Below are 20,867 nucleotides of genomic sequence, written 5' to 3' on the forward strand. Positions count from 1 at the left end.
ATAGAATAAGCAATAACCAAAGGTCACACCCGCGGATGATAGGCAAAAAGTGCCGGTGCGCCGCCGGTATGAATAAATAGAATTGGACCATCATCGCGAAACTTTTTCAGCGCCAAACCATCAAGTAAGCCCGCCATCGCCTTACCGGTATATACCGGATCTAACAACACCCCTTCTAGCCTTGCCAACAGCGCAATCGCGGCCAGCCCCTCTTCATTTGGCATACCATATTGCGGGCCGAAATAATCATCCCACAAAGTAATCTCTGCCTGCGGGGTGGTGATAGCCAAAGATGCTGCCAGTTCTTGTTGAATATGTGTCACCTTTGGTCGCTGCTCGTCGGCTTTACGCGAAACCGTGACACCAATCAATTCAGCATCTGGCAACAATTGCTGCAAACCAACCGCCAGCCCGGCATGAGTGCCCGCACTACCTGAGGCCACAACGACCGAGCTAAAAGCAACATTTCCCGCTGATTGCGCGGCAATTTCCAATGCACACTGCACATAACCCAGGGCACCCAGGGCATTAGAGCCTCCCACTGGCACCACATAGGGGCGAAAACCTTGCGCTTCGAGTCGAGTCGCTAACTCAGCCAATTGCTGATTGGGGGCATGTAATCCGTCACACATCACCACCTCAACATTAAACAAATCCAACAGCAATCGATTGCCATTGGTCAGATAGTTTTCCTGCGATGTGTCGATAGGATTCTCAAGCAGCGCCACACAGTGCAGCCCGAGTTTTGCTGCTACTGCCGCGGTTTGGCGCACATGATTCGACTGAATCGCACCCGCGGTAACCAATGTGTCCGCTCCCTGATGCAATGCATCGGCCGCCAGAAACTCAAGCTTACGCAGCTTATTCCCGCCTAAAGCCAGCGGCGTGACATCATCACGTTTGATATAAATTTCACGTCCCAGATAATCGGACAATCGGGATAGCTTTTCTAATGGCGTGGCATTGCCGACCAGATCCAGACGTGGAAATTGCGCCAGTTTTTGTTGAAACGTCACGGGTCCCCCAGGGAGTTAATATTTTAGGACGATTATTACCCAAAATAGTTAAAATTTCAGAGCAGCAACAAGCAGCCAATACCCTGCGACTTCAACTAGCAAGGGCATATAGATTTATCAGATGTAACATTAATAATCACTGATTTTATTATAGATGTCAGTAATCGATAACGCAGGGGAATAACTTAACTTGCGGGATAAATAGGCTATAGCCAATAGATCTCAAGGGGCTGGAAAGCGGGGGAAAGTAGATTTCAACGAACTTGCGCCCGAAAGTCATTCGAGTTAGAGAGAGCAATCACCGTGGATGTAGCGTGGAGGATGGCAGGAATAGAGACTAAAACGCCCGGCGAAGGTGGACCTTGTCGGGCGTAGCATCACTACAGATAATAGCTTGATATTTTTACGTTATAGCATCAGTAATGACGGTGAAAATGCAGAGTTTTCTCAACTGCTGACAGCTCTCACGGCAGGACTTAGTAACTCTTTTGCCACGCCAAATACTGATCATACTTACGCAAAGCAATGCGGTAATTGTTATGTGCTGCATTTGGCAGCTCATCAATAATGCGTTGATGCATAGTTTCACTGGCGAATTTCTCTGCCGGATAATTAGTAGCAACCAGCATTTCATCCAAGCGACGCAAGCGCACGACATATTCGCGAACCGTGCTATGGCTCATCTCTGTTTGTTCAAATAAGTACTGCTTGAACGCCATAATATCAAAATAGCCCGGTGTACTGTTGCAATATATCTCGCTGCAAAAACGGCACAATGCAGTTAATTCATGCTGAAGTTTTGACCACACTTGATCGTCGATCGGTTGATCCATACCGGCGATCGCTTCTTTATTAATAATTTGTCCGCGAAAAACCAACGCCATGCGGTCAAGTTGCTTATTACAATGTGAGCAATGAGTTTGACCGTGCTTATAATCTTTTAAGTAACGGCTCAGTGGCCGCTTTTTTAGCTGAAGTCCTGGCATAAGAAGACCTGCATTTATAAAGTTAAACACTGTGATATCACTGAGCGAAAGTGAATTAAGAGTCGTTATTCAGACGGGCGCGTAAGCGTTTTATCGCCTGGCTATGAAGCTGACTGACACGGGACTCCCCGACTTCAAGCACTGCTCCTATCTCTTTCAGGTTCAGCTCTTCCTGGTAATACAGCGTCAACACCATCTTTTCGCGTTCTGGCAATGCCTCGATCGCTTCAATCACGCGTTGCCGCAGATTTCCTTCCAACAAATGTTGCAACGGATTGGCATCTTCATGCCCCTCCAGCAAGGGTTCGACACTTTCGCCATGCTCCTCCCGCCATTCGTCATAGGAGAAAAGTTGGCTATTGTTGGTATCCAACAGGATCTGGCGATACTCCGCCAAATCAATATCAAGAATTTTCGCCACCTCCTGCTCAGTGGCAGGACGCCCAACACGTTGTTCAACCTGCTGCATAGCACTGGCGACCTCGCGGGCGTTACGTCGCACACTGCGCGGTGCCCAATCTCGGCTACGCAGCTCATCCAACATCGCGCCACGGATACGCTGCACCGCATAAGTGGTAAATGCAGTTCCTTGCAAAGCATCGTAACGCTCGACAGCATTCAGCAGACCAATACCCCCAGCCTGCAACAAATCGTCCAACTCCACACTAGCTGGCAGGCGAACCTGCAAACGCAGTGCTTCATGGCGAACCAGAGGAACATAGCGTTGCCAGAGGGAATTTTTATCGATCACGCCTTCGGCGGTATACAAATCGCTCACTAGACAGGCACCTAAGGGTAAGAGAGTCGTACCATTATCCTGTCAGGCCAGTCAGACAATCGCCGGAATAGACCTATAAAAAGGCGGCTATTTGGCTTATGCCCCACGTTATAAGCTTTGATGCCTCTTTTTTATCGACTTAATTCTGTATTTATCCGCATAATTTTTTGCACTCATTGTTTTATGCGCTATATCAGTAGTTGCAGCGAAGAGAGATCGTCATTTACTTTGACTTTATCAATTTCCTCAATGAACATCGTTGTAACACTAGAACTATGTTGGCTAAATGCATGATATGAGTAGAAGATATCGATAATGATATCTTCAGTTAACTGTTTGTTATTTTTTACATAAACGCTGATCAGTGATCTTATAAAGAAAAAATCAACAATAATTAAATAAAACTGTTTCAGTAGTGAAAACTCATCAAGTATTGCAAATTGGTTATGGTGTAATCGATAAAGAAAATAGTTGCGAAGAATATGCGGGTTATCACTAAAGAATGGGCCTGCATCCTCACACCAGACTCGGCTTAATTCTTTCATTTTATCGGCGACAAGCTCCACATCAAAACCTACAACTATATGATCAAGGAGCGGATTCAGGTAATTAAACATGGTTTCCCGCCCTCTGGATTCAGGCGTCTTCGTCATGAAATTTTGTAATCTTATGAGCAACTGCCATTGTAGCTCTGCATTGAAAGTGAGCTTACCCAAACAATCTAAAATCTCATTAGATTCAAATTGTTGCAATAATCCTTCATAACCAGATTCCATATATGGCAGCTTAGTATTAATATCGCCCTCTAGCTTTTGATAGAAAAGCAAAAAGGACGCAATTGCATAAAGATTTTCTTCTATTTTAGGTTGATCGGACATCAATAAATTAGCACAGAATAGATTTATTAACTGCCCCTCTATATTTAGTTCAGGTGCTTGAAAAAAACTTTTCAGCTCAATCACCTGGGTATTCATATTTAACCCATCAGGATTAAACAATACCTGCCGTGCCGCTTCAGGGCACGAGATATTCAGGCTCTTTCGTTTTTCAGTTTTATATATATGCTCAGAACGTGGATATACGGTACATGTATCACTTAATGCGTCTTTACCTAAGCGCTTATAAATACCGCAGAGCTGATCGATATCTAAATAGGGGCAATTACCCTGTTCAGTCAATTTGATTGCGGCCCAATTAGCGGAACTGGTTCGAGTAACGGCAATATTCGTGACCGCAATGCGCTTAATATCAGGATTATGGCTTTTGGCGTACTTACGATAGGTCTCTTTATCCAGAGAGATAGTCCAGCGTTTACAGCAGTGATCGCGACAAGATGCTCCAATGCAACTGAAGTTCTCAACATAAACGGGTTGAACTACGGTAAGTTCTTTCACAAGCAAACCTCAATATTAACCATGAATCCAATTCTTTTATGCTAAGTGAATTAATCTGTCACAATAATTAACTTAGAATAATAAGGCGGCACAATATGCCGCCTTTTTTATATAACTCGATATATCAATTAACGCAGCAGAGACAGAACAGTTTGTGGAACCTGATTAGCCTGTGCCAATACTGAAGTACCTGCTTGCTGAAGGATCTGAGCACGGCTCATGTTGGACACTTCAGTTGCATAGTCAGCATCCTGGATACGGCTTTGTGCAGCAGTCAGGTTGTTAACAGTGTTGTTCAGGTTAGTTACAGTAGATTGGAAACGGTTTTGTACCGCACCCAGGGAGCTACGTTGAACGTCGATATCAGAAATCGCTGCATCCAGTGCTTTCAACGGATCGTTGGTCGCGCCAGTGGTCAGTTTTTTCAGGCTCAGGCTAGCAGTATCAATTGAAATCGCTGCAGTGGCTGCTGTTGTAGTGGTATCAGCAGTTTGTGGGTCAACAGCGATATAGAATGACTTAGTTGCACCAGAAGCGATGTCGAAACCATTGGCTTTCAGGTTGTTAGCTTCAGTAGCGTCATTTGCTTTGATATCAACTTTAGTGAACCAGTTACCTGCGCTATCTTTAGTTGGTGCAGTACCAACAGTTACACTCGCCTTCGCAACACCCAGACGGGCTGCCAAAGCACCATCAGTGGTCTCTGCTGAAGTTGCAGTAGTCATTGCAGTGGTAGCGCCAAAGGCTTTTTGGAAATCAGCAGCTGCTAAAGCCGCCGTTGCACCACCTTTAGGACCGGTTACGTTGAAGCCTTCCAGGTTCAGAGTCTTGGAAGTCACTTCTTTCAGGCTGATATCGATAGTTTCGTTATCGTTAGCACCGACCTGGATAGACATTTTGGTGTCTGAGCTCAGAACTTTCACGCCGTTGAACTGAGTTTGAGCAGATACGCGGTCGATTTCATCCATACGCAATTGAATTTCGTCTTGGATTGAAGAGAGGTCGCTGGTAGAGTTGCTGCCGGTAGATGCCTGAACAGTCAGTTCACGCACACGTTGTAAGTTGTTGTTGATTTCGTTCAACGCGCCTTCAGTAGTCTGTGCAACAGAGATACCGTCGTTAGCGTTACGAGCAGCCTGAGTCAGGCCTCTGATGTTAGAAGTGAAACGGTTAGCGATTGCCTGACCCGCAGCATCGTCTTTCGCACTGTTGATACGCAGACCAGAAGACAAACGCTCAATGGCTGAGCCTAAAGCGGACTGGGATTTGGTCATGTTGTTCTGAGTATTCAGAGACAGGATGTTAGTATTAATTACTGACATAGTGAATTCCTTAAATGCTATTGGGTTATGATTTGGGCTTACTGCCCACGGCTTCATCACCGTCACAACTTGTATCGGCGCTCTTTAAGGAACCTTTAGCCATTCTTTGAAATAATTTTAAAATTAGCTGAAAATTATTCTTTATCTCTTCTTTAATTACTGCTCTATTCAATGGAGCAAATAGCCCCCTGTTATCCCCCGTTATTCTAGCCATCATAAATTCTATTTTATGTGTAAACTTTTCCTCTTCTTGGCCGATAACCCGGTAACGACACTTGAATATTAAGGATTAGACATGGCAAGTATCAGTACACTGGGTATCGGGTCAAATATGGAATTAGGCACTTTGCTGGATAAGTTAACCGCAGCAGAGCAGACCCGGTTAACACCGTTAACCACCCAGCAATCCAGCTATAAAGCTAAACTCACCGCCTACGGTGTATTACAAAGCGCACTGGCAAAGCTGGAAACAGCATCTGCGGCATTACAAAAAGCAGATACACTGAGCACGACTACAATCAGTAGCTCTAACACTGCGTTTAGTGCAACAACCGATAGCAAAGCAACAGCTGGCAACTACTCAATTGAAGTGACCAACATTGCTAAAGCGCAGTCTTTATTATCTGCAGATGTCCCTAATGCGACAGATAAATTAGGAAATGACAATGCTACTCGTACCATCACCATTTCCCAGCCAGGGAAAGAAAAACCACTGGAAGTGACATTAACTAACCAGCAAACCTCCCTGACAGATATTCGCGATGCCATCAATAAAAAAGAGGGCAGTGTTAGCGCCAGTATTATGAAAGCGGATGATGATACCTATTATCTTTCATTAACCGCGAAAGATACCGGCACCAAGTCAGAAATGACGATCAGTGTCACCGGCGATGACAAGTTAAATGACTTCCTGAATTACACGCCAAGTAGTACTGGTGGCAGCGGCGCAATGACGCAGAAAGTTAAAGCTGAAGATGCCACATTAAGCGTCAATGGCGTCTCCATTACCCGCCAAAGTAATACGATTACGGATGCACCACAGGGTGTGACCATTAATATCAAAACATTAACGAAAACCAATGAGCCGGAACAACTGGTTGTTGCCCGCGATAGCACAGCGACCAAAGCGGCAATACAAAGTTTTGTTGATGCCTATAACTCATTACAAACCACTTTTGGTTCTTTGACTAAATATACCGCGGTAGAAGCGGGCAAAGATCAATCTGCGGGTAATGGGGCTTTAGTCGGTGATGGCGTATTACGTAATATTCAAACTCAATTGAAAAGCCAACTGGCATCTTCGCAAGTCGGAGATCTAAAAACATTGGCCAGTATGGGTATCACGCAGGATCTTGATGGCAAATTAGTCATCGACTCAACCAAATTAGATACCGCGCTAAAAGATAAGCCAAACAGTGTGACGGCATTTTTTGTCGGTGATGGTACTACCACGGGTTTCGCTACCCAGACTGATACTTTGCTTAAGACCGCACTGGATACCACCAAGGGCACCCTGAAAACGGTGACGGATGGCATCAATAAGACGTTAAAAAATCTGGATAAACAGGTCACGGCAACCACTGAAAGTATTACTGCCACGATCGAACGGTATAAGACGCAATTTACTCAACTTGATAAGTTAGTCAGCTCGTTGAATAACACCGCCAGTTTCTTAACGCAGCAATTTTCTTCATAAGGGAATAGGACATGTACAACCGATCAGGGAGCCAGGCCTACGCTAAGGTAGGCTTGGAAAGTGGCGTAATGAGTGCGAGTCCACACCAATTGATCGTGATGTTGTTCGACGGGGCGCAAAGCGCCCTGGTTCGAGCTCGCATCCTGATGAGTCAAGGCGATATTCCAGGTAAAGGCACAGCACTATCCAAAGCAATTGATATTATCAATAACGGCCTGAATGCAGGGTTGGATTTGGAAAAAGGCGGCGAAATGGCTGAGAATTTATCTGCTTTGTACGATTATATGTCACGGCGTTTACTGCATGCCAATTTGCACAATGACGAGCAGGCAATTAATGAAGTCGCTGCTTTGCTCGAAAATATTGCGGATGCCTGGCGGCAGATCGGCCCCAATTATCAACCCAACTAGGACCCCATTTAATGGAACGTCACCAGCATCTTTTGTCCGAATATCAACAAATCCTGACCCTCAGTGAGCAAATGTTAATGCTGGCGACCGAGGGTAATTGGGATGCGCTGGTTGATCTAGAGATGACTTATCTCAAAGCAGTTGAAAGTACCGCTAACGTCACCATCTCTTCATGCTCATCTTTGGCATTACAGGAGTTATTACGGGATAAGTTAAGCGCTATTTTGGCTAATGAAGTGGAAATTAAGCGTTTATTACAACAGCGCCTTGATGCATTAAGTGAGTTGGTTGGGCAATCCACCCGACAACAAGTGGTTAATAATACTTATGGTCAGTTTCCCGACCACGCATTGCTGTTAGGTGAGACACAGTAATCGTAGGTCACCGAGTCTTAATATATCGATTCGTTGTGAGAAATCACATGTAACTGCAACTATTAACATGGTAAGCAGTTTTTATTGTCACTATTTTTAACATGAGATTATATTGACAGTAACAATTACTCAGGTCTAACTGGCTATTATTATAACCCCTAAAACTTTTCGCTAAAATAGTCAGTCACTGTGAATTTTCTATTAAAATGAGTTGCTAGTCTGCCATTCAAAGCGTAAAGATATTCTCAGGCTAAAATTGTGAAATGAATATCGATGGAACGTACGATTAATTTTTGCCCTGGTGTGGGTAGCTCGGCACATGTTATTCAACACACAGAGCTACTACTCACTTCAGTCTATATTGAGAATCCCTTACTCATTATGGTTAACCGTGGGCAGAAGATCATTCGCTGGGATAATCAGGAGTGCGTTATTCAAGCCGGTGAAATAGTTGCAGTAAGTAGCGGACAAACTGTTGATGTAATTAACGGCTTATCTGATGACGGACTATTTTTTAGCCACCAACTTCGCTGTGACCCCCGTTTGATAGCTACCTTTGCCAATCATCCCGCCTCAGCTGGGCTTGGGTTAGTTCCTGGGGTTATGCCGGTGCGTAATTTAGCACCTGAGTTTATTAATACATTCGGCAATACCTTTAAAGCAATTTCAGATATCGGTGATATTCCCCCCGCCATCGTCAAGCATCGGATGCTTGAATTACTACTTTGGTTAGCCCAACGTGGCGTTAAATTTTCGCTTAGTGAAGGTCATTCGCTAAGTGAAAAAGTGCGTCGTTGCTTGGCTATTGATCCGCATAAAATATGGTCTGCATCAGAAGTGGCAGATCATATGGCGATGAGTGAAGTGGTATTACGACGTAAACTCGCGGTGGAAAATATACTGTTACGTGATTTAATGATTGATGTACGTATGACCAGCGCACTGCGTTTATTGCAAGGTACTGATTGGCCAATTTCTTTAATTGCCAGCCAGGTGGGTTATGAAAGTGCATCACGTTTCGCCGAACGTTTTCGTAAACGTTTTGGCTTTGCACCTACGGCCATACGCGGGCATCATCGTTTACAGGCAACAGATAATGACTCAGCATCCGATGGTTATCATAATTATTTAAGCTTGCACGCGCCTGATTTAGGACGAATGTAACGCACTCGGTTTATCCCTTATCCTTACCATAGCACTTGCTCAACCGTTCAATAATATCACCACATCTCATTTAGTTAACTCGCCAGAATCCTTTTTACAGTCAACATTCAGGACTGCTAAATACTGCTTTTAGATATTCCGCACGTTAAATCATTCTTTTTCACACCGCGATTAGTTTTTTCATCCAACAATCTTAACCCAATATCGAACAAAGCCTTTTTAATCATGCAATTACTTATAACTCACTGAATATTAGGGATCTGTGTTTATAGTTTCAGCACATTCTATGATTATGATTGATTGAATAATAAACTTCGGGATGGCTATGATGCTAAGCAACCTGTTCGGACTAAAAAGCCGCTATCCTTTGCACATCCAGATAGCTGCCCTATTTACTCTACTGATCGTCTCAATTGGGGTTATCATTATTGCTTTTGGTCATAGCCAATTGACCAAATTGACCGAGATCAGCACCAACCGTCAGTATCAAAAAACCGGGGAAGCCATTGCGGCTGAATTGGATGCGGTAACCCGCCCTATGATGATGTCAGTTAACCTTCTCGCCAGTATGCAAATAACAGAATTATCGACCCTTGAGCAAAGAATGGCTTTTGTCGGTAAGTTTATTGAAGTACTGCAACAAAATAACTATGCCAGTGCTATCTATAGTGCTTATCCCAACGGCGATCTATTTATGTTGCGACGTCTGACTGAGGCTAACCGTTTACTATTCCATGCCCCGGAAGAAGCTGAATGGATGATTCAAAGTAATCGTTTTCTTGATAGTCTGCCGGAAAAACGTTTTATTTATCTCAATAAGCAGCAACAGGTTATTGCGGTGATGCCACGAGATAATGATAACTACGATCCTAGGCAGAGAGATTGGTTTATTTTAGCCGCCGCAAGCCCTACGCTGGTCACCTCCCCTATCTATATTTTTAAAGGTACAGGCGAAGTCGGCTTTACTTATAGTCGTCAGGCCGAAAATAAACAGGCAATCATTGGATTAGATGTTTCTCTGACTTCGCTATCACAGTTCCTAATAAGACAAAATCTGCCGCCAGGTAGCCAGGCCATTATTATCAACTCTCGCGGTGAAGTTATCGCTAGCCTGCCAAAAACCAAAGAGACTACTGTAGTAGCCGCTAGCGAAGATAAGCAAGTTCCTGTATTGCAAGCGCTACTCAATATTCAAAAAAGCAATCTTGCCAGCAATAATACTCAAGGAGATGAGCATCCCAATAGCATCATGTTTGAAGCGAAAAACCAGCACTGGTTCGGCTCAGTGGTTGATATCAATACCAATGGTAACGTCTATCAGTTGGTTATTGCCACGCCAGCGAGTTATTTGACTGCTGATGCTAACTCTATTCGTAATCATTCAACCTTTATTGCGTTTATCCTATTGATGCTTGGTTTACCGCTGGTTTGGTACTTCTCAAGAAAGATATCCAAACCGCTGATTCGACTACGTCAAGATGCTGACTCCATCAGTAATTTGTATTTCGAAGAGCGTGAATTAGAGCACTCTGTCATTGAAGAAGTGGATGAGCTACATAAATCCATGTCAAAAATGAAATCAACACTAAAACAGTTTATTTCGATGGGTAATATGCTGACAACAGAAAGTAATTTCCATCGTCAGATGCAGGGGTTATTAAGTGAAACCACAGAAATTGCGGCCATGACTGGCGGGATTATTTTTCTCACAGATAAAGATACCGGGACTTTTACGCCGACAGCATTCCGCTGGAATGGCGAAAATATCCCCGTTGCAGAGATGTCTTCGCTACAGGTAGAAAAAGATAATTTTAGTGCCTTCCAACAAGTGCTTGAGGGAAAAACCATTGTCGGAACATTGAATAATGAGAATATATTTAATCAGCTACAAGACTTCCTGCAACCGTATTTACCTTTACGTTTTATTGCTGTACCGATGAAAACACATGATGACCAATTATTAGGTTTCTTACTGCTGTTTAATCCTTATGTCTTAAATGCCGAACGTGAACGCTCGAAAATCCAATTGGTCAATGCGCTGGTGGGTAGCTTATCGGTTTCAGTAGAAACCCAGCGCCTGCTGCAAGAACAGAAAAACCTGCTCAATGCCTTTATTGAGCTTATTGCTGGCGCAATTGATGCTAAAAGTGCTTATACCGGCGGGCACTGTCAGCGCGTACCGGAAATAACCAAGATGCTCGCCCGGGCAGCAATTAATGTTAAAGAAGGGCCTTTTGCCCACTTTAATTTATCCGAGAGCGAGTGGGAAGAACTGCATACTGCCTGCTGGTTACATGACTGTGGCAAGATAACCACCCCTGAATTTGTCGTCGATAAATCAACAAAACTGGAGTTAATTTACGATCGTATTCACGAAATACGTATGCGGTTTGAAGTATTAAAACGTGAAAAAGAGATTACCTTCTTGCGTCGTCATGCCACCATCACGGCCAGCGAGGCTGATCAACAAGCACTGGCTGACGAACTCCACCAGTTAGATGAAGATTTTTATTTTATCGCGCACTGTAATATCGGTGGCGAATTTATGTCTGATGAAGCCATTGCGCGCATCCAACAAATTGCAAGCCTCCATTGGACTCGAACATTGGATGATAACGCCGGTATTGCCCATGAAGAGCGGATTCGCAAGGCGCGGCACAGTACACCTTCATTGCCGGTACAAGAACCGATGCTGGCAGATAAAGAAGAGCATATTATCTACCGTGATAATAAAAATAAGCGTCCGGAATATTATGATTTCAAGGTGCAGGAACCAACTTTCCTCTATAACCGTGGAGAGATTTATAACCTCAGCATTCGCCGTGGAACACTGACGGAGGAGGACCGCTACAAAATAAACGAACACATTATGCAAACTATTGTGATGCTAAAAAAATTACCTTTCCCGCGCACCATGGCGAATGTTCCGGTGATTGCAGGTGGACATCATGAGCGGATGGATGGCAAAGGCTACCCTTACCAACTGACCTATAAGCAGATGAGCATCCCGGTGCGCATGATGGCTATTGCCGACGTATTTGAAGCCCTTACCGCCGCAGACCGCCCTTATAAACCAGGTAAACTGTTATCTGAAGCGCTGAATATCATGGTTAACATGGTGAATGAAAATCATCTGGATCGGGATCTGTTTATTCTGTTTCTGCAATCCGGTATCTGGCATGAATATGCCGTTGCTTATCTACAAGCGGATAAAGTTGATATTATTGATATCTCAGTATTACTGCAAAAAGTGGGACACCAAAATATTTCGCTGGCAGAGACGGCTTAGAGAGCAAGAAAGGGAGAGTCATTATCCTGAAGTGGCGCTATGCTAAATAGCGCCCTACGGCGTGTTAGGATTTTATTTAGTTTTGCCTTCTCTTAGGCGCTGACTGGAGTGAATAGGTGTTCTATAGCTACGGTGAAACCGAAATCAATCATCTTAAGCGGCGGGATAAAAAAATGGCCGCCGCCATTGACCGCTTGGGCATGATCGCTCGTCCATTATCCCCGGATCTATTTGCCGCGTTAATCAGAAATATTGTCGATCAGCAGATATCGGTTAAAGCTGCAATCACGGTTAATGCGCGATTGGTGGCGTTACTGGGTGCAATTACGCCGATAACTGTTGCGCAGGCATCGGCAGAGGCGATTCAGGGCTGTGGCATGACGATGAAAAAGGCCGGATATATTAAAGGTGCCGCAGAGGCTGCACTTGATGGCTCGCTGAACTTAGCGGCTATTGCGCAATTGCCCGATAATGAGGTGATTACGCAGTTATCCAGCCTCAATGGCGTGGGAGTTTGGACTGCAGAAATGCTATTAATATCATCACTCGCCCGCCCGGATGTGCTCAGTTGGGGTGATTTGGCGATCCGCCGTGGCATGATGAATCTATATCGCCATAAAACAGTGCCGCGCGAACGATTTGAAAGATATCGTCGCCGCTATGCCCCTTATGGCACAACAGCGTCGCTATATTTATGGGCTTTGTCACACGAAACAGAGTGAAATCAGTGTGCCGCTAACATCACACCCCCATATTCATGACATCTTGATAAGCTGCGACCAGTTTATTACGCACCTGAATACCCAGTTGCAAAGAGACTGATGATTTTTGCATATCCACCATCACGTCATTCAAACCAACACCGGGGACACCTAATTCAAAATTCTGTGCCTGAGTACGGGCATGTTGCTGGGTTTCACTGATTTTACCAATAGCCGCTCTCAACTCGCTGGCAAAACCGGCCTCAGCGGGTAATGTTTTCGCTGTACCCGATGCCTGCAATGCCGTGACCTGCAACTGCTGTAAAACGCCTTCAATACCTTGAACAGACATGCTCATCCCCGAATAGGTCGTTGGTCAAAATAGCTATTTTGATCGAATAACAGTGTGGCAAATGATCCCGTTGCTGCAGTTATGCCCCGCTATCACCTATCACCTATCACTATTTTCAGGATGACACCCTAACACATCATTTTTGTGCTAAAGCGGCTAATTAGACCCAAAAATACCAGCTTATTGACCCATCGAATTCATAACTTACAGCAAATAATGGCGTGCCCATAAAAGGGGAGAACAGCTATTGATGCTTTATTGCTCACAGCACTTGGGAGTCTGTTTTGTTCCAACACATTAATTATATAAAAAATACTCACTCAAACGTTGTTCAGCTTGGCCAAGGACGTGTATGAATGCCTCAATAACTGGCGGTGAAAATCGTGATAATGCTTTTACGACGACGCTGGCACGCCTACGCGCGAATCCAAAAATCCCACTGCTGATTGCGGCGGCGGCGGCTGTCGCTATCATTGTCGCGCTGATGTTATGGGCGAAAAGCCCGGATTATCGCGTCCTTTATAGCAATCTGAGTGATCGTGACGGTGGTGAAATCGTTACGCAACTGACGCAACTGAATATTCCTTACCGCTTCGCTGATAATGGCGGCGCATTGCTTATCCCGGCAGACAAGGTACATGAAACTCGTCTGCGTCTGGCGCAACAGGGGTTGCCGAAAGGCGGTGCGGTCGGTTTTGAATTACTGGATCAAGAAAAATTTGGTATCAGCCAATTCAGTGAACAAATTAACTACCAGCGGGCATTGGAAGGTGAGCTGGCCCGCACTATCGGCACACTGGGGCCGGTACTGAATGTGCGGGTTCATTTGGCGATGCCGAAACCCTCGCTATTCGTCCGTGAACAGAAATCCCCGACCGCCTCGGTCACCCTCGCCTTGCAACCTGGACGCGCACTTGATGACGGCCAGATCAACGCTATCGTGTATATGGTCTCCAGCAGTGTGGCCGGTTTGCCGCCGGGCAATGTGACGGTGGTTGACCAAACCGGTCGTCTGTTGACGCAATCCGACAGCGCCGGTCGTGATTTAAATGCCACGCAACTCAAATTTACCAATGAAGTGGAAAACCGCTTCCAGCGCCGCATCGAAACTATCCTCGCGCCAATGGTTGGTAGCGGTAATGTCCATGCGCAGGTCACGGCACAAGTTGATTTTGCCAGCCGCGAGCAGACCGATGAAGAGTACAAACCGAATCAGGCCGCCAATCAAGGGGCGGTGCGCTCCCAGCAAACCAGTAATAGCGAGCAATTGGGCGGCAGCAATGTCGGTGGCGTACCTGGCGCACTATCCAATCAGCCCTCGGCTACGCCAGTGGCACCAATTGAAGTACCTCAGCCAGCGCCTGTAGCTGGAGCTGCCGGAGCGGCTGCAAATAACGCCAATGCCGCCAATCGCCCTGCAACCACTACGGCAGCCCGATCGACGGCCACATCCAGCAATAGCCGTCACGACCAAACCACTAACTTCGAAGTCGATCGCACTATTCGCCATACCCAGCAACAAGCGGGCATGGTGCAGCGCCTGTCGGTGGCGGTTGTGGTCAATTACGGCAGTGATAAAGCGGGCAAGCCGGTTGCCTTGTCGAAAGATCAATTGGCGCAAGTGGAGTCACTGACGCGCGAGGCGATGGGCTTCTCTACCGATCGTGGCGACACCTTAAATGTGGTCAATACACCATTTAATGCCACCGACGATGGTAGCGGCCTCTCCCTGCCCTTCTGGAAACAGCAGTCGTTCTTTGATCAGTTGCTAAATGGCGGTCGTTATCTGCTTATCTTGCTGGTGGCATGGATTCTGTGGCGCAAACTGGTGCGCCCAATGATTGCCAAGAAACAACTTGCGGATAAAGCCGCAGCTTCAGTCAATAGCATGGTGCAGACCGCGCAGACCGCTGAGACTGTGAAGCAAAGTAAAGAAGAGCTGGCCCTGCGTAAGAAGAATCAGCAGCGCGTGAGTGCTGAAGTTCAGGCCCAGCGTATACGCGAACTTGCGGATAAAGACCCACGTATTGTTGCGTTGGTTATCCGTCAATGGATGAGTAATGACCAATGAGCCTGACCGGAACTGAAAAAAGCGCCATCATGCTGATGACTCTGGGTGAAGACCATGCCGCCGAGGTGTTTAAGCATCTCTCCTCGCGCGAGGTACAGCAACTCAGTACCACTATGGCGAGTATGCGTCAGGTTTCACACCAGCAGTTGGTCGATGTCCTTGCTGAGTTTGAAGACGACGCTGAACAATATGCCGCACTGAGTGTTAACGCCAGCGACTATCTGCGCACCGTGCTGATCAAAGCACTGGGCGAGGAGCGGGCTTCCAGCTTGCTGGAGGACATTCTGGAGTCGCGCGAAACCACCAGTGGTATGGAAACACTCAACTTTATGGAGCCGCAGATGGCGGCCGATCTGATCCGCGACGAGCATCCGCAGATTATCGCCACCATTTTGGTTCATCTGAAACGTGCTCAGGCGGCCGACATTTTGGCCCTGTTCGACGAGCGTCTGCGCAACGATGTCATGCTGCGTATCGCCACCTTTGGTGGTGTCCAGCCAGCGGCGTTGGCTGAATTGACGGAAGTGCTGAACAACCTGCTCGATGGTCAGAATCTCAAACGCAGCAAAATGGGCGGGATCCGCACCGCCGCCGAGATTATCAACCTGATGAAAACCCAGCAGGAAGAGACGGTTATGGACGCGGTGCGCGAGTACGACGGCGAGTTGGCACAGAAGATTATCGACGAGATGTTCCTGTTCGAGAATCTGATCAGTGTCGACGACCGCAGCATTCAGCGCTTGCTACAGGAGATCGACAACGAATCACTGCTGGTGGCATTGAAAGGTGCCGATCAGGCATTGCGCGAGCGCTTCCTCAGCAACATGTCACTACGCGCGGCAGAGATCCTGCGCGACGATCTGGCAACCCGTGGGCCGGTACGTATGTCACTGGTCGAAAACGAACAGAAATCTATCTTGCTTATCGTCCGTCGTCTGGCGGAGAGCGGCGAGATAGTCATTGGCGGTGGCGAGGATATCTATGTCTGATCGGATTAATGCCCTGCCCTGGCAGCCCTGGTCACTCAATGACTTCGCCAGTCAGCCAGAGAGGCCTCCGGTGGTCCAGGCACCGGATATCAGTATGCTGTTTACAGATGAGCCGGGCGTTGATGCACAGCCAACTGAGGTTGATGAGCAACAAACATTGCTGAATCTGCAACTCGAAGCGGAGAAGCAGGGTCGTCAACAAGGGTTCGCCAAAGGGTTGCAAGAGGGGCTGGATAAAGGGTATCAAACCGGGCTGGAAGAGGGTCATCAACAGGCATTGGCAGATGCTCAGAAAGAGCTGGCCCCGATGACTGCACATTGGCAGCTGTTGGTGAATGACTTCCAAAGCACCCTTGATGCACTGGACAGCGTGATCGCCTCCAGATTAATGCAAATGGCATTGGCCGCCGCGAAGCAGATTCTGGGGCAGCCGGCTATTTGCGATGGCACCGCGTTACTGGCCCAAATTCAGCAACTGATTCAGCAAGAGCCGATGTTTGCCGGCAAGCCACAATTGCGGGTCAATCCCGAAGATTTAGCCATCGTCGAACAGCGTTTGGGTTCCACGCTTAGCCTCAATGGCTGGCGTTTACTGGGTGATAGCCAAATTCATCCGGGCGGCTGCAAGGTTAGCGCCGAAGAGGGTGACCTTGATGCCAGTCTGGCCACCCGCTGGCATGAGCTGTGCCGTCTGGCTGCGCCGGGAGAGTTATGATGACCGCCCGTCTTGGTCGCTGGCTCGCATCGATGGATAAGTTCGAAGAGCGTATCAGCCAATCAACCACTATTCGCCGCTACGGGCGGTTGGTTCGTGCTACCGGCCTGGTGCTAGAGGCCACCGGGCTGCAACTGCCATTGGGCGCAACTTGCCTCATCGAACGCTACGATAACGGCGAAGTGCAGGAAGTTGAGAGCGAAGTGGTCGGTTTTAACGGCCAACGGCTGTTTTTGATGCCACTGGAAGAGGTTGAGGGCATTGTACCCGGTGCGCGAGTCTATGCGCGCATGACCACGGGTGGTGCCTCTGCCAGTAAACAACTGCCACTTGGCCCTGAATTACTAGGCCGCGTGCTGGATGGCAGTGCGAAACCCCTTGATGGCTTGCCAGCACCGGAAACCGGCTATCGTGCGCCACTGATCACCCCCCCTATCAACCCCTTGCAGCGTACTGCCATTGAGCAGGTATTGGATGTCGGTGTACGCACCATCAATGCCCTACTCACCGTGGGTCGCGGGCAGCGTATGGGCCTGTTCGCCGGTTCTGGGGTAGGGAAAAGCGTGCTGCTGGGGATGATGGCCCGTTACACCCAAGCGGATGTGATTGTGGTTGGCTTGATTGGTGAGCGTGGCCGTGAAGTCAAAGATTTTATTGAGAATATTCTAGGCCCAGAAGGCCGCGCCCGCTCTGTGGTGATTGCCGCCCCGGCCGATGTCTCGCCATTGTTGCGGATGCAGGGGGCTGCTTATGCCACGCGCATCGCCGAGGATTTCCGCGATCGCGGCCAGCACGTATTGCTGATTATGGACTCCCTAACCCGCTATGCCATGGCGCAGCGCGAAATCGCCCTCGCCATCGGCGAACCGCCAGCGACCAAAGGGTATCCACCATCCGTATTCGCCAAACTACCCGCGTTGGTCGAACGGGCCGGTAATGGCGTAACCGGCGGTGGCTCCATCACCGCATTTTATACCGTATTAACCGAAGGTGATGACCAGCAGGACCCTATTGCTGACTCCGCACGCGCCATTCTTGATGGGCATGTGGTGTTATCACGGCGTCTGGCGGAATCCGGTCACTATCCGGCCATCGACATTGAAGCCTCGATCAGCCGTGCCATGACATCGCTTATCGACGAGAACCACTACAGTAAAGTTCGCCAGTTCAAGCAGTTACTGGCCAGTTATCAGCGTAACCGCGATTTAGTCAGTGTCGGTGCCTATGCGGCCGGTAGTGATCCGCTGCTGGATAAAGCCATTGCGCTCTACCCGCAGATGGAGATCTTCTTGCAGCAAGGGATGTATGAACGCAGCAGTTACGAAGATGCCTGCCAGCACCTAAAGAGCCTATTTCCTGGCTAAAAACTAACCACCCTGCGGCGTCAAGAACGAAAATGCATACCCAAAGTTATTGGCGTTGCAGGTAGGCGGCAAGTGAATGAGTCCCCGATGAGCTGACTCAAGTCAGTGATTCGGGTGAGTGAACGTAGCTAACAACCCTGCGGCGTCAAGAACGAAAATGCATACCCAAAGTTATTGGCGTTGCAGGTAGGCAGCAAGTGAATGAGTCCCCGATGAGCTGACTCAAGTCAGTGATTCGGGTGAGTGAACGTAGCTAACAACCCTGCGGCGTCAAGAACGAAGGGTATGAGGAATGCGATGAAAAGTCAGTCACCTCTCGTGACCTTGCGCGATCTGGCCCAAAAGGCGGTCGAACAGGCCACTACTCAATTGGGGCAGGTTCGCTTGTCATACCATAATGTTGAGCAGCAACTTACGATGTTGCTCTCTTATCAGGATGAGTATCGGGTGCGATTGAATGACACGCTGAGTAACGGGATGGCCTCCTCCAGTTGGCAAAATTATCAGCAGTTTATTCAAACCCTGGAACAGGCCATTGAGCAGCATCGTAATCAGTTAGCACAGTGGAATGTCAAGGTTGAACAGGCAGTCAAGTATTGGCAAGAGAAGCAGCAACGGCTGAACGCGTTTGAAACCCTGCAAGAGCGCGCTGAAACCACTCAGCGCCTGCATGAGAACCGTTTGGATCAAAAATTGATGGATGAGTTCGCCCAACGCGCCTCACAAAGGAGTCTTAATTCATGAATATCGCCCTACTGCCTGCCACTGCGACCGCCAGTGAAACCGAGGGTGCGGCATCCTCTTCATCTATTGCGGCGCTATTTACCGATGCGGGCCTACCGGCTGATTTTGCCAAACTGTTGGGTGATCAACTGGGTAAAGAGCTGACCGCCATTGATGCCTCAACACTGAAATCATCATTGGCCGCCACCACGGATATCACCGCCGATGTTGACGGTGGAAAATCAACCAGCGGCAACAGTAAGTTGAATCAGTTGCTCGCGGCATTGGGCGATATCAGCGCCACACTACCGGCAGGGCTGACTCACGCGGGGCAAAGCGGTGAAGCGGCTAGCCTGAAGAAAACCACAGTTGATGATGACAGCGCACTGGATAAAACTGCCGACAAAGCTGACCTCAGCGCCTTGCAAACCTTGCTGGCGATGTTACCGCATCAGGTTGCCACCACATTGGGCACGGCCAATCATGGGCAAAAAGCCGCTTTGGCTGAGGGCAATGGCCTGACCGACAGTAAAACCAGCACCCGGCAAGATTTGGCCACGTTGACTAATCTGACATCACAAGATAGGGGCTTAGCCGCCCTAATGGGCAGCACTCTTGCCACCGTCAGCAATGTGAAAAGTGATAAAACGGTGAGCAGTGACCCACTCTCTGCCAGCAGCGCGAAAAGCAAAAACGCACCAGATAAGCTAGCCCGCTTGACGGCGCAAGATGCCGATAGCGCCCTTAACCTGAAAGCTGCTCCGCTGGCAGCACAGGTAGATCGCGCGGTAACGGCCCCCTCAGCGCTGGATAAAACATTGGTCAGCTCATCGGCCGTCACCCCCTCTCTTGCGCCAATTTCCAGCCCTGTTCTGAGCACCACCACAGGCCCTCAAGTCAGTGTGCCGGTCAGCGGTCATTTAAGCGCCCAATTGGGTAGCCAGGAGTGGCAGCAGTCACTGGGGCAACAGGTGGTGATGTTCAGCCGCAATGGTCAGCAGAGTGCCGAACTGCGATTACATCCGCAGGAGTTAGGGGCATTGCAAATTAGCTTGAAGATGGAGGATAACCAGGCTCAGCTACACTTTGCTTCAGCCCACAGCCAGGTCCGCGCCGCCCTTGAAGCAGCAATGCCAAGTTTGCGCAGCGCATTGGCTGAAAGTGGTATTCAACTGGGCCAGAGCAGTGTCGGCAGTGAAGGACAGTGGCAACAAGCTCAGCAGCAGAGCCAACAAAATCAGCAAGGTTTCGCCGCACGCAACCAGCCAACCTATGGTGACACCGCTTCAGTCGACGCCCTTGCCAGCACACCATTAGTCACGCCAGCAGCACTGCAATCATTGGCTAACGGCAGTGGCGGTGTTGATATTTTCGCCTAAAAGGGGTGCGAGTTTCGCCAAAAGGTGACAAACGGGCAAGTTAGGGCGTTTTTCGCCACCTATTCTGCCTATTGGCATTGAGGATACGCGGGATAATCATCAGTAATAATTCGGATAACCTGGGGTCATTTGCCCCACGTTATT

At 47.9% G+C, this 20,867-nt stretch carries 18 protein-coding genes; 12 read left to right on the forward strand and 6 right to left on the reverse strand.

Annotated features, from left to right (window positions below):
- Positions 1 to 23 precede the first annotated feature (23 nt).
- The 5 genes from FFE93_RS12785 to FFE93_RS12805 form a co-directional block, all read right to left on the reverse strand.
- Positions 24 to 1,016, reverse strand: coding sequence for a D-cysteine desulfhydrase (locus FFE93_RS12785; RefSeq protein ID WP_005275600.1), 993 nt, complete (start codon positions 1,014 to 1,016; stop codon positions 24 to 26).
- A 476-nt stretch (positions 1,017 to 1,492) separates the two neighbouring features.
- On the reverse strand, positions 1,493 to 2,002 hold the full coding sequence (gene fliZ / locus FFE93_RS12790; RefSeq protein WP_005275602.1) for a flagella biosynthesis regulatory protein FliZ: 510 nt from the start codon (positions 2,000 to 2,002) through the stop codon (positions 1,493 to 1,495).
- 55 nt (positions 2,003 to 2,057) lie between these two features.
- A complete protein-coding gene (locus FFE93_RS12795; protein ID WP_005275605.1) occupies positions 2,058 to 2,780 on the reverse strand; it encodes an RNA polymerase sigma factor FliA in 723 nt (240 codons plus the stop codon).
- A 188-nt stretch (positions 2,781 to 2,968) separates the two neighbouring features.
- Positions 2,969 to 4,174, reverse strand: a complete 1,206-nt coding sequence (gene fliB / locus FFE93_RS12800; protein ID WP_049599022.1) for a flagellin lysine-N-methylase — start codon at positions 4,172 to 4,174, stop codon at positions 2,969 to 2,971.
- Between the two features lie 128 nt (positions 4,175 to 4,302).
- Positions 4,303 to 5,496, reverse strand: a complete 1,194-nt coding sequence (locus FFE93_RS12805) for a FliC/FljB family flagellin (RefSeq protein ID WP_032898155.1) — start codon at positions 5,494 to 5,496, stop codon at positions 4,303 to 4,305.
- Positions 5,497 to 5,791: 295 nt separating this feature from the next.
- On the opposite strand from FFE93_RS12805, the gene fliD reads away from it, so the two are divergent.
- From fliD to FFE93_RS12835, 6 genes are all read left to right on the forward strand, one after another.
- Positions 5,792 to 7,192, forward strand: a complete 1,401-nt coding sequence (fliD, locus tag FFE93_RS12810; protein ID WP_005275616.1) for a flagellar filament capping protein FliD — start codon at positions 5,792 to 5,794, stop codon at positions 7,190 to 7,192.
- 11 nt (positions 7,193 to 7,203) lie between these two features.
- Positions 7,204 to 7,602 carry a flagellar export chaperone FliS gene (fliS, locus tag FFE93_RS12815; protein WP_032898159.1) on the forward strand — a complete coding sequence of 133 codons (399 nt, stop codon included), beginning with the start codon at positions 7,204 to 7,206 and terminating at the stop codon, positions 7,600 to 7,602.
- Between the two features lie 11 nt (positions 7,603 to 7,613).
- The gene (fliT, locus tag FFE93_RS12820; protein ID WP_005275622.1) at positions 7,614 to 7,976 is read left to right on the forward strand and encodes a flagella biosynthesis regulatory protein FliT; all 363 of its coding nucleotides are present in this window, start codon (positions 7,614 to 7,616) and stop codon (positions 7,974 to 7,976) included.
- 273 nt (positions 7,977 to 8,249) lie between these two features.
- Positions 8,250 to 9,140, forward strand: coding sequence for a helix-turn-helix transcriptional regulator (locus tag FFE93_RS12825; protein WP_032898161.1), 891 nt, complete (start codon positions 8,250 to 8,252; stop codon positions 9,138 to 9,140).
- Positions 9,141 to 9,468: 328 nt separating this feature from the next.
- On the forward strand, positions 9,469 to 12,429 hold the full coding sequence (locus tag FFE93_RS12830; protein ID WP_138775970.1) for an HD domain-containing phosphohydrolase: 2,961 nt from the start codon (positions 9,469 to 9,471) through the stop codon (positions 12,427 to 12,429).
- A 116-nt stretch (positions 12,430 to 12,545) separates the two neighbouring features.
- Positions 12,546 to 13,151, forward strand: coding sequence for a DNA-3-methyladenine glycosylase family protein (locus tag FFE93_RS12835; RefSeq protein WP_138775323.1), 606 nt, complete (start codon positions 12,546 to 12,548; stop codon positions 13,149 to 13,151).
- A 19-nt stretch (positions 13,152 to 13,170) separates the two neighbouring features.
- Here the strand turns inward: FFE93_RS12835 and fliE are convergent, their stop codons facing one another.
- The gene (gene fliE, locus FFE93_RS12840; RefSeq protein WP_005275629.1) at positions 13,171 to 13,482 is read right to left on the reverse strand and encodes a flagellar hook-basal body complex protein FliE; all 312 of its coding nucleotides are present in this window, start codon (positions 13,480 to 13,482) and stop codon (positions 13,171 to 13,173) included.
- Positions 13,483 to 13,834: 352 nt separating this feature from the next.
- Between fliE and fliF the strand changes: the two genes are divergently transcribed.
- From fliF to FFE93_RS12870, 6 genes are all read left to right on the forward strand, one after another.
- Positions 13,835 to 15,553, forward strand: a complete 1,719-nt coding sequence (fliF, locus tag FFE93_RS12845) for a flagellar basal-body MS-ring/collar protein FliF (protein ID WP_138775324.1) — start codon at positions 13,835 to 13,837, stop codon at positions 15,551 to 15,553.
- Positions 15,550 to 16,542, forward strand: a complete 993-nt coding sequence (gene fliG, locus FFE93_RS12850; RefSeq protein WP_032898163.1) for a flagellar motor switch protein FliG — start codon at positions 15,550 to 15,552, stop codon at positions 16,540 to 16,542. The genes fliF and fliG overlap by 4 nt, the downstream gene beginning before the upstream one ends.
- Complete coding sequence (fliH, locus tag FFE93_RS12855) at positions 16,535 to 17,257, forward strand: flagellar assembly protein FliH (RefSeq protein WP_032898165.1); 723 nt, start codon at positions 16,535 to 16,537, stop codon at positions 17,255 to 17,257. Before fliG ends, fliH begins: the two co-directional genes overlap by 8 nt.
- On the forward strand, positions 17,257 to 18,621 hold the full coding sequence (gene fliI, locus FFE93_RS12860; RefSeq protein WP_005275635.1) for a flagellar protein export ATPase FliI: 1,365 nt from the start codon (positions 17,257 to 17,259) through the stop codon (positions 18,619 to 18,621). Before fliH ends, fliI begins: the two co-directional genes overlap by 1 nt.
- A gap of 297 nt (positions 18,622 to 18,918) precedes the next feature.
- The gene (gene fliJ, locus FFE93_RS12865) at positions 18,919 to 19,365 is read left to right on the forward strand and encodes a flagellar export protein FliJ (RefSeq protein WP_032898537.1); all 447 of its coding nucleotides are present in this window, start codon (positions 18,919 to 18,921) and stop codon (positions 19,363 to 19,365) included.
- Entirely contained in the window at positions 19,362 to 20,723 is a 1,362-nt protein-coding gene (locus FFE93_RS12870; protein ID WP_054872139.1) for a flagellar hook-length control protein FliK, read from the forward strand. The genes fliJ and FFE93_RS12870 overlap by 4 nt, the downstream gene beginning before the upstream one ends.
- Positions 20,724 to 20,867 lie beyond the last annotated feature (144 nt).

The sequence above is a fragment of the Yersinia sp. KBS0713 genome (genome assembly GCF_005937895.2).
Classification (GTDB): Bacteria; Pseudomonadota; Gammaproteobacteria; order Enterobacterales; family Enterobacteriaceae; genus Yersinia; species Yersinia bercovieri.

Excerpts from the sequence above, each read along its gene's own strand:
- fliH (WP_032898165.1), top strand. The coding sequence starts at position 16,535 with ATGTCTGATCGGATTAATGCCCTGCCCTGGCAGCCCTGGTCACTCAAT.
- FFE93_RS12830 (WP_138775970.1), top strand. The coding sequence starts at position 9,469 with ATGCTAAGCAACCTGTTCGGACTAAAAAGCCGCTATCCTTTGCACATC.
- fliE (WP_005275629.1), bottom strand. The coding sequence starts at position 13,482 with ATGTCTGTTCAAGGTATTGAAGGCGTTTTACAGCAGTTGCAGGTCACG.
- fliT (WP_005275622.1), top strand. The coding sequence starts at position 7,614 with ATGGAACGTCACCAGCATCTTTTGTCCGAATATCAACAAATCCTGACC.
- fliD (WP_005275616.1), top strand. The coding sequence starts at position 5,792 with ATGGCAAGTATCAGTACACTGGGTATCGGGTCAAATATGGAATTAGGC.
- fliZ (WP_005275602.1), bottom strand. The coding sequence starts at position 2,002 with ATGCCAGGACTTCAGCTAAAAAAGCGGCCACTGAGCCGTTACTTAAAA.
- fliJ (WP_032898537.1), top strand. The coding sequence starts at position 18,919 with ATGAAAAGTCAGTCACCTCTCGTGACCTTGCGCGATCTGGCCCAAAAG.
- fliG (WP_032898163.1), top strand. The coding sequence starts at position 15,550 with ATGAGCCTGACCGGAACTGAAAAAAGCGCCATCATGCTGATGACTCTG.
- FFE93_RS12825 (WP_032898161.1), top strand. The coding sequence starts at position 8,250 with ATGGAACGTACGATTAATTTTTGCCCTGGTGTGGGTAGCTCGGCACAT.
- fliF (WP_138775324.1), top strand. The coding sequence starts at position 13,835 with ATGAATGCCTCAATAACTGGCGGTGAAAATCGTGATAATGCTTTTACG.
- fliI (WP_005275635.1), top strand. The coding sequence starts at position 17,257 with ATGACCGCCCGTCTTGGTCGCTGGCTCGCATCGATGGATAAGTTCGAA.
- fliS (WP_032898159.1), top strand. The coding sequence starts at position 7,204 with ATGTACAACCGATCAGGGAGCCAGGCCTACGCTAAGGTAGGCTTGGAA.
- FFE93_RS12870 (WP_054872139.1), top strand. The coding sequence starts at position 19,362 with ATGAATATCGCCCTACTGCCTGCCACTGCGACCGCCAGTGAAACCGAG.
- FFE93_RS12805 (WP_032898155.1), bottom strand. The coding sequence starts at position 5,496 with ATGTCAGTAATTAATACTAACATCCTGTCTCTGAATACTCAGAACAAC.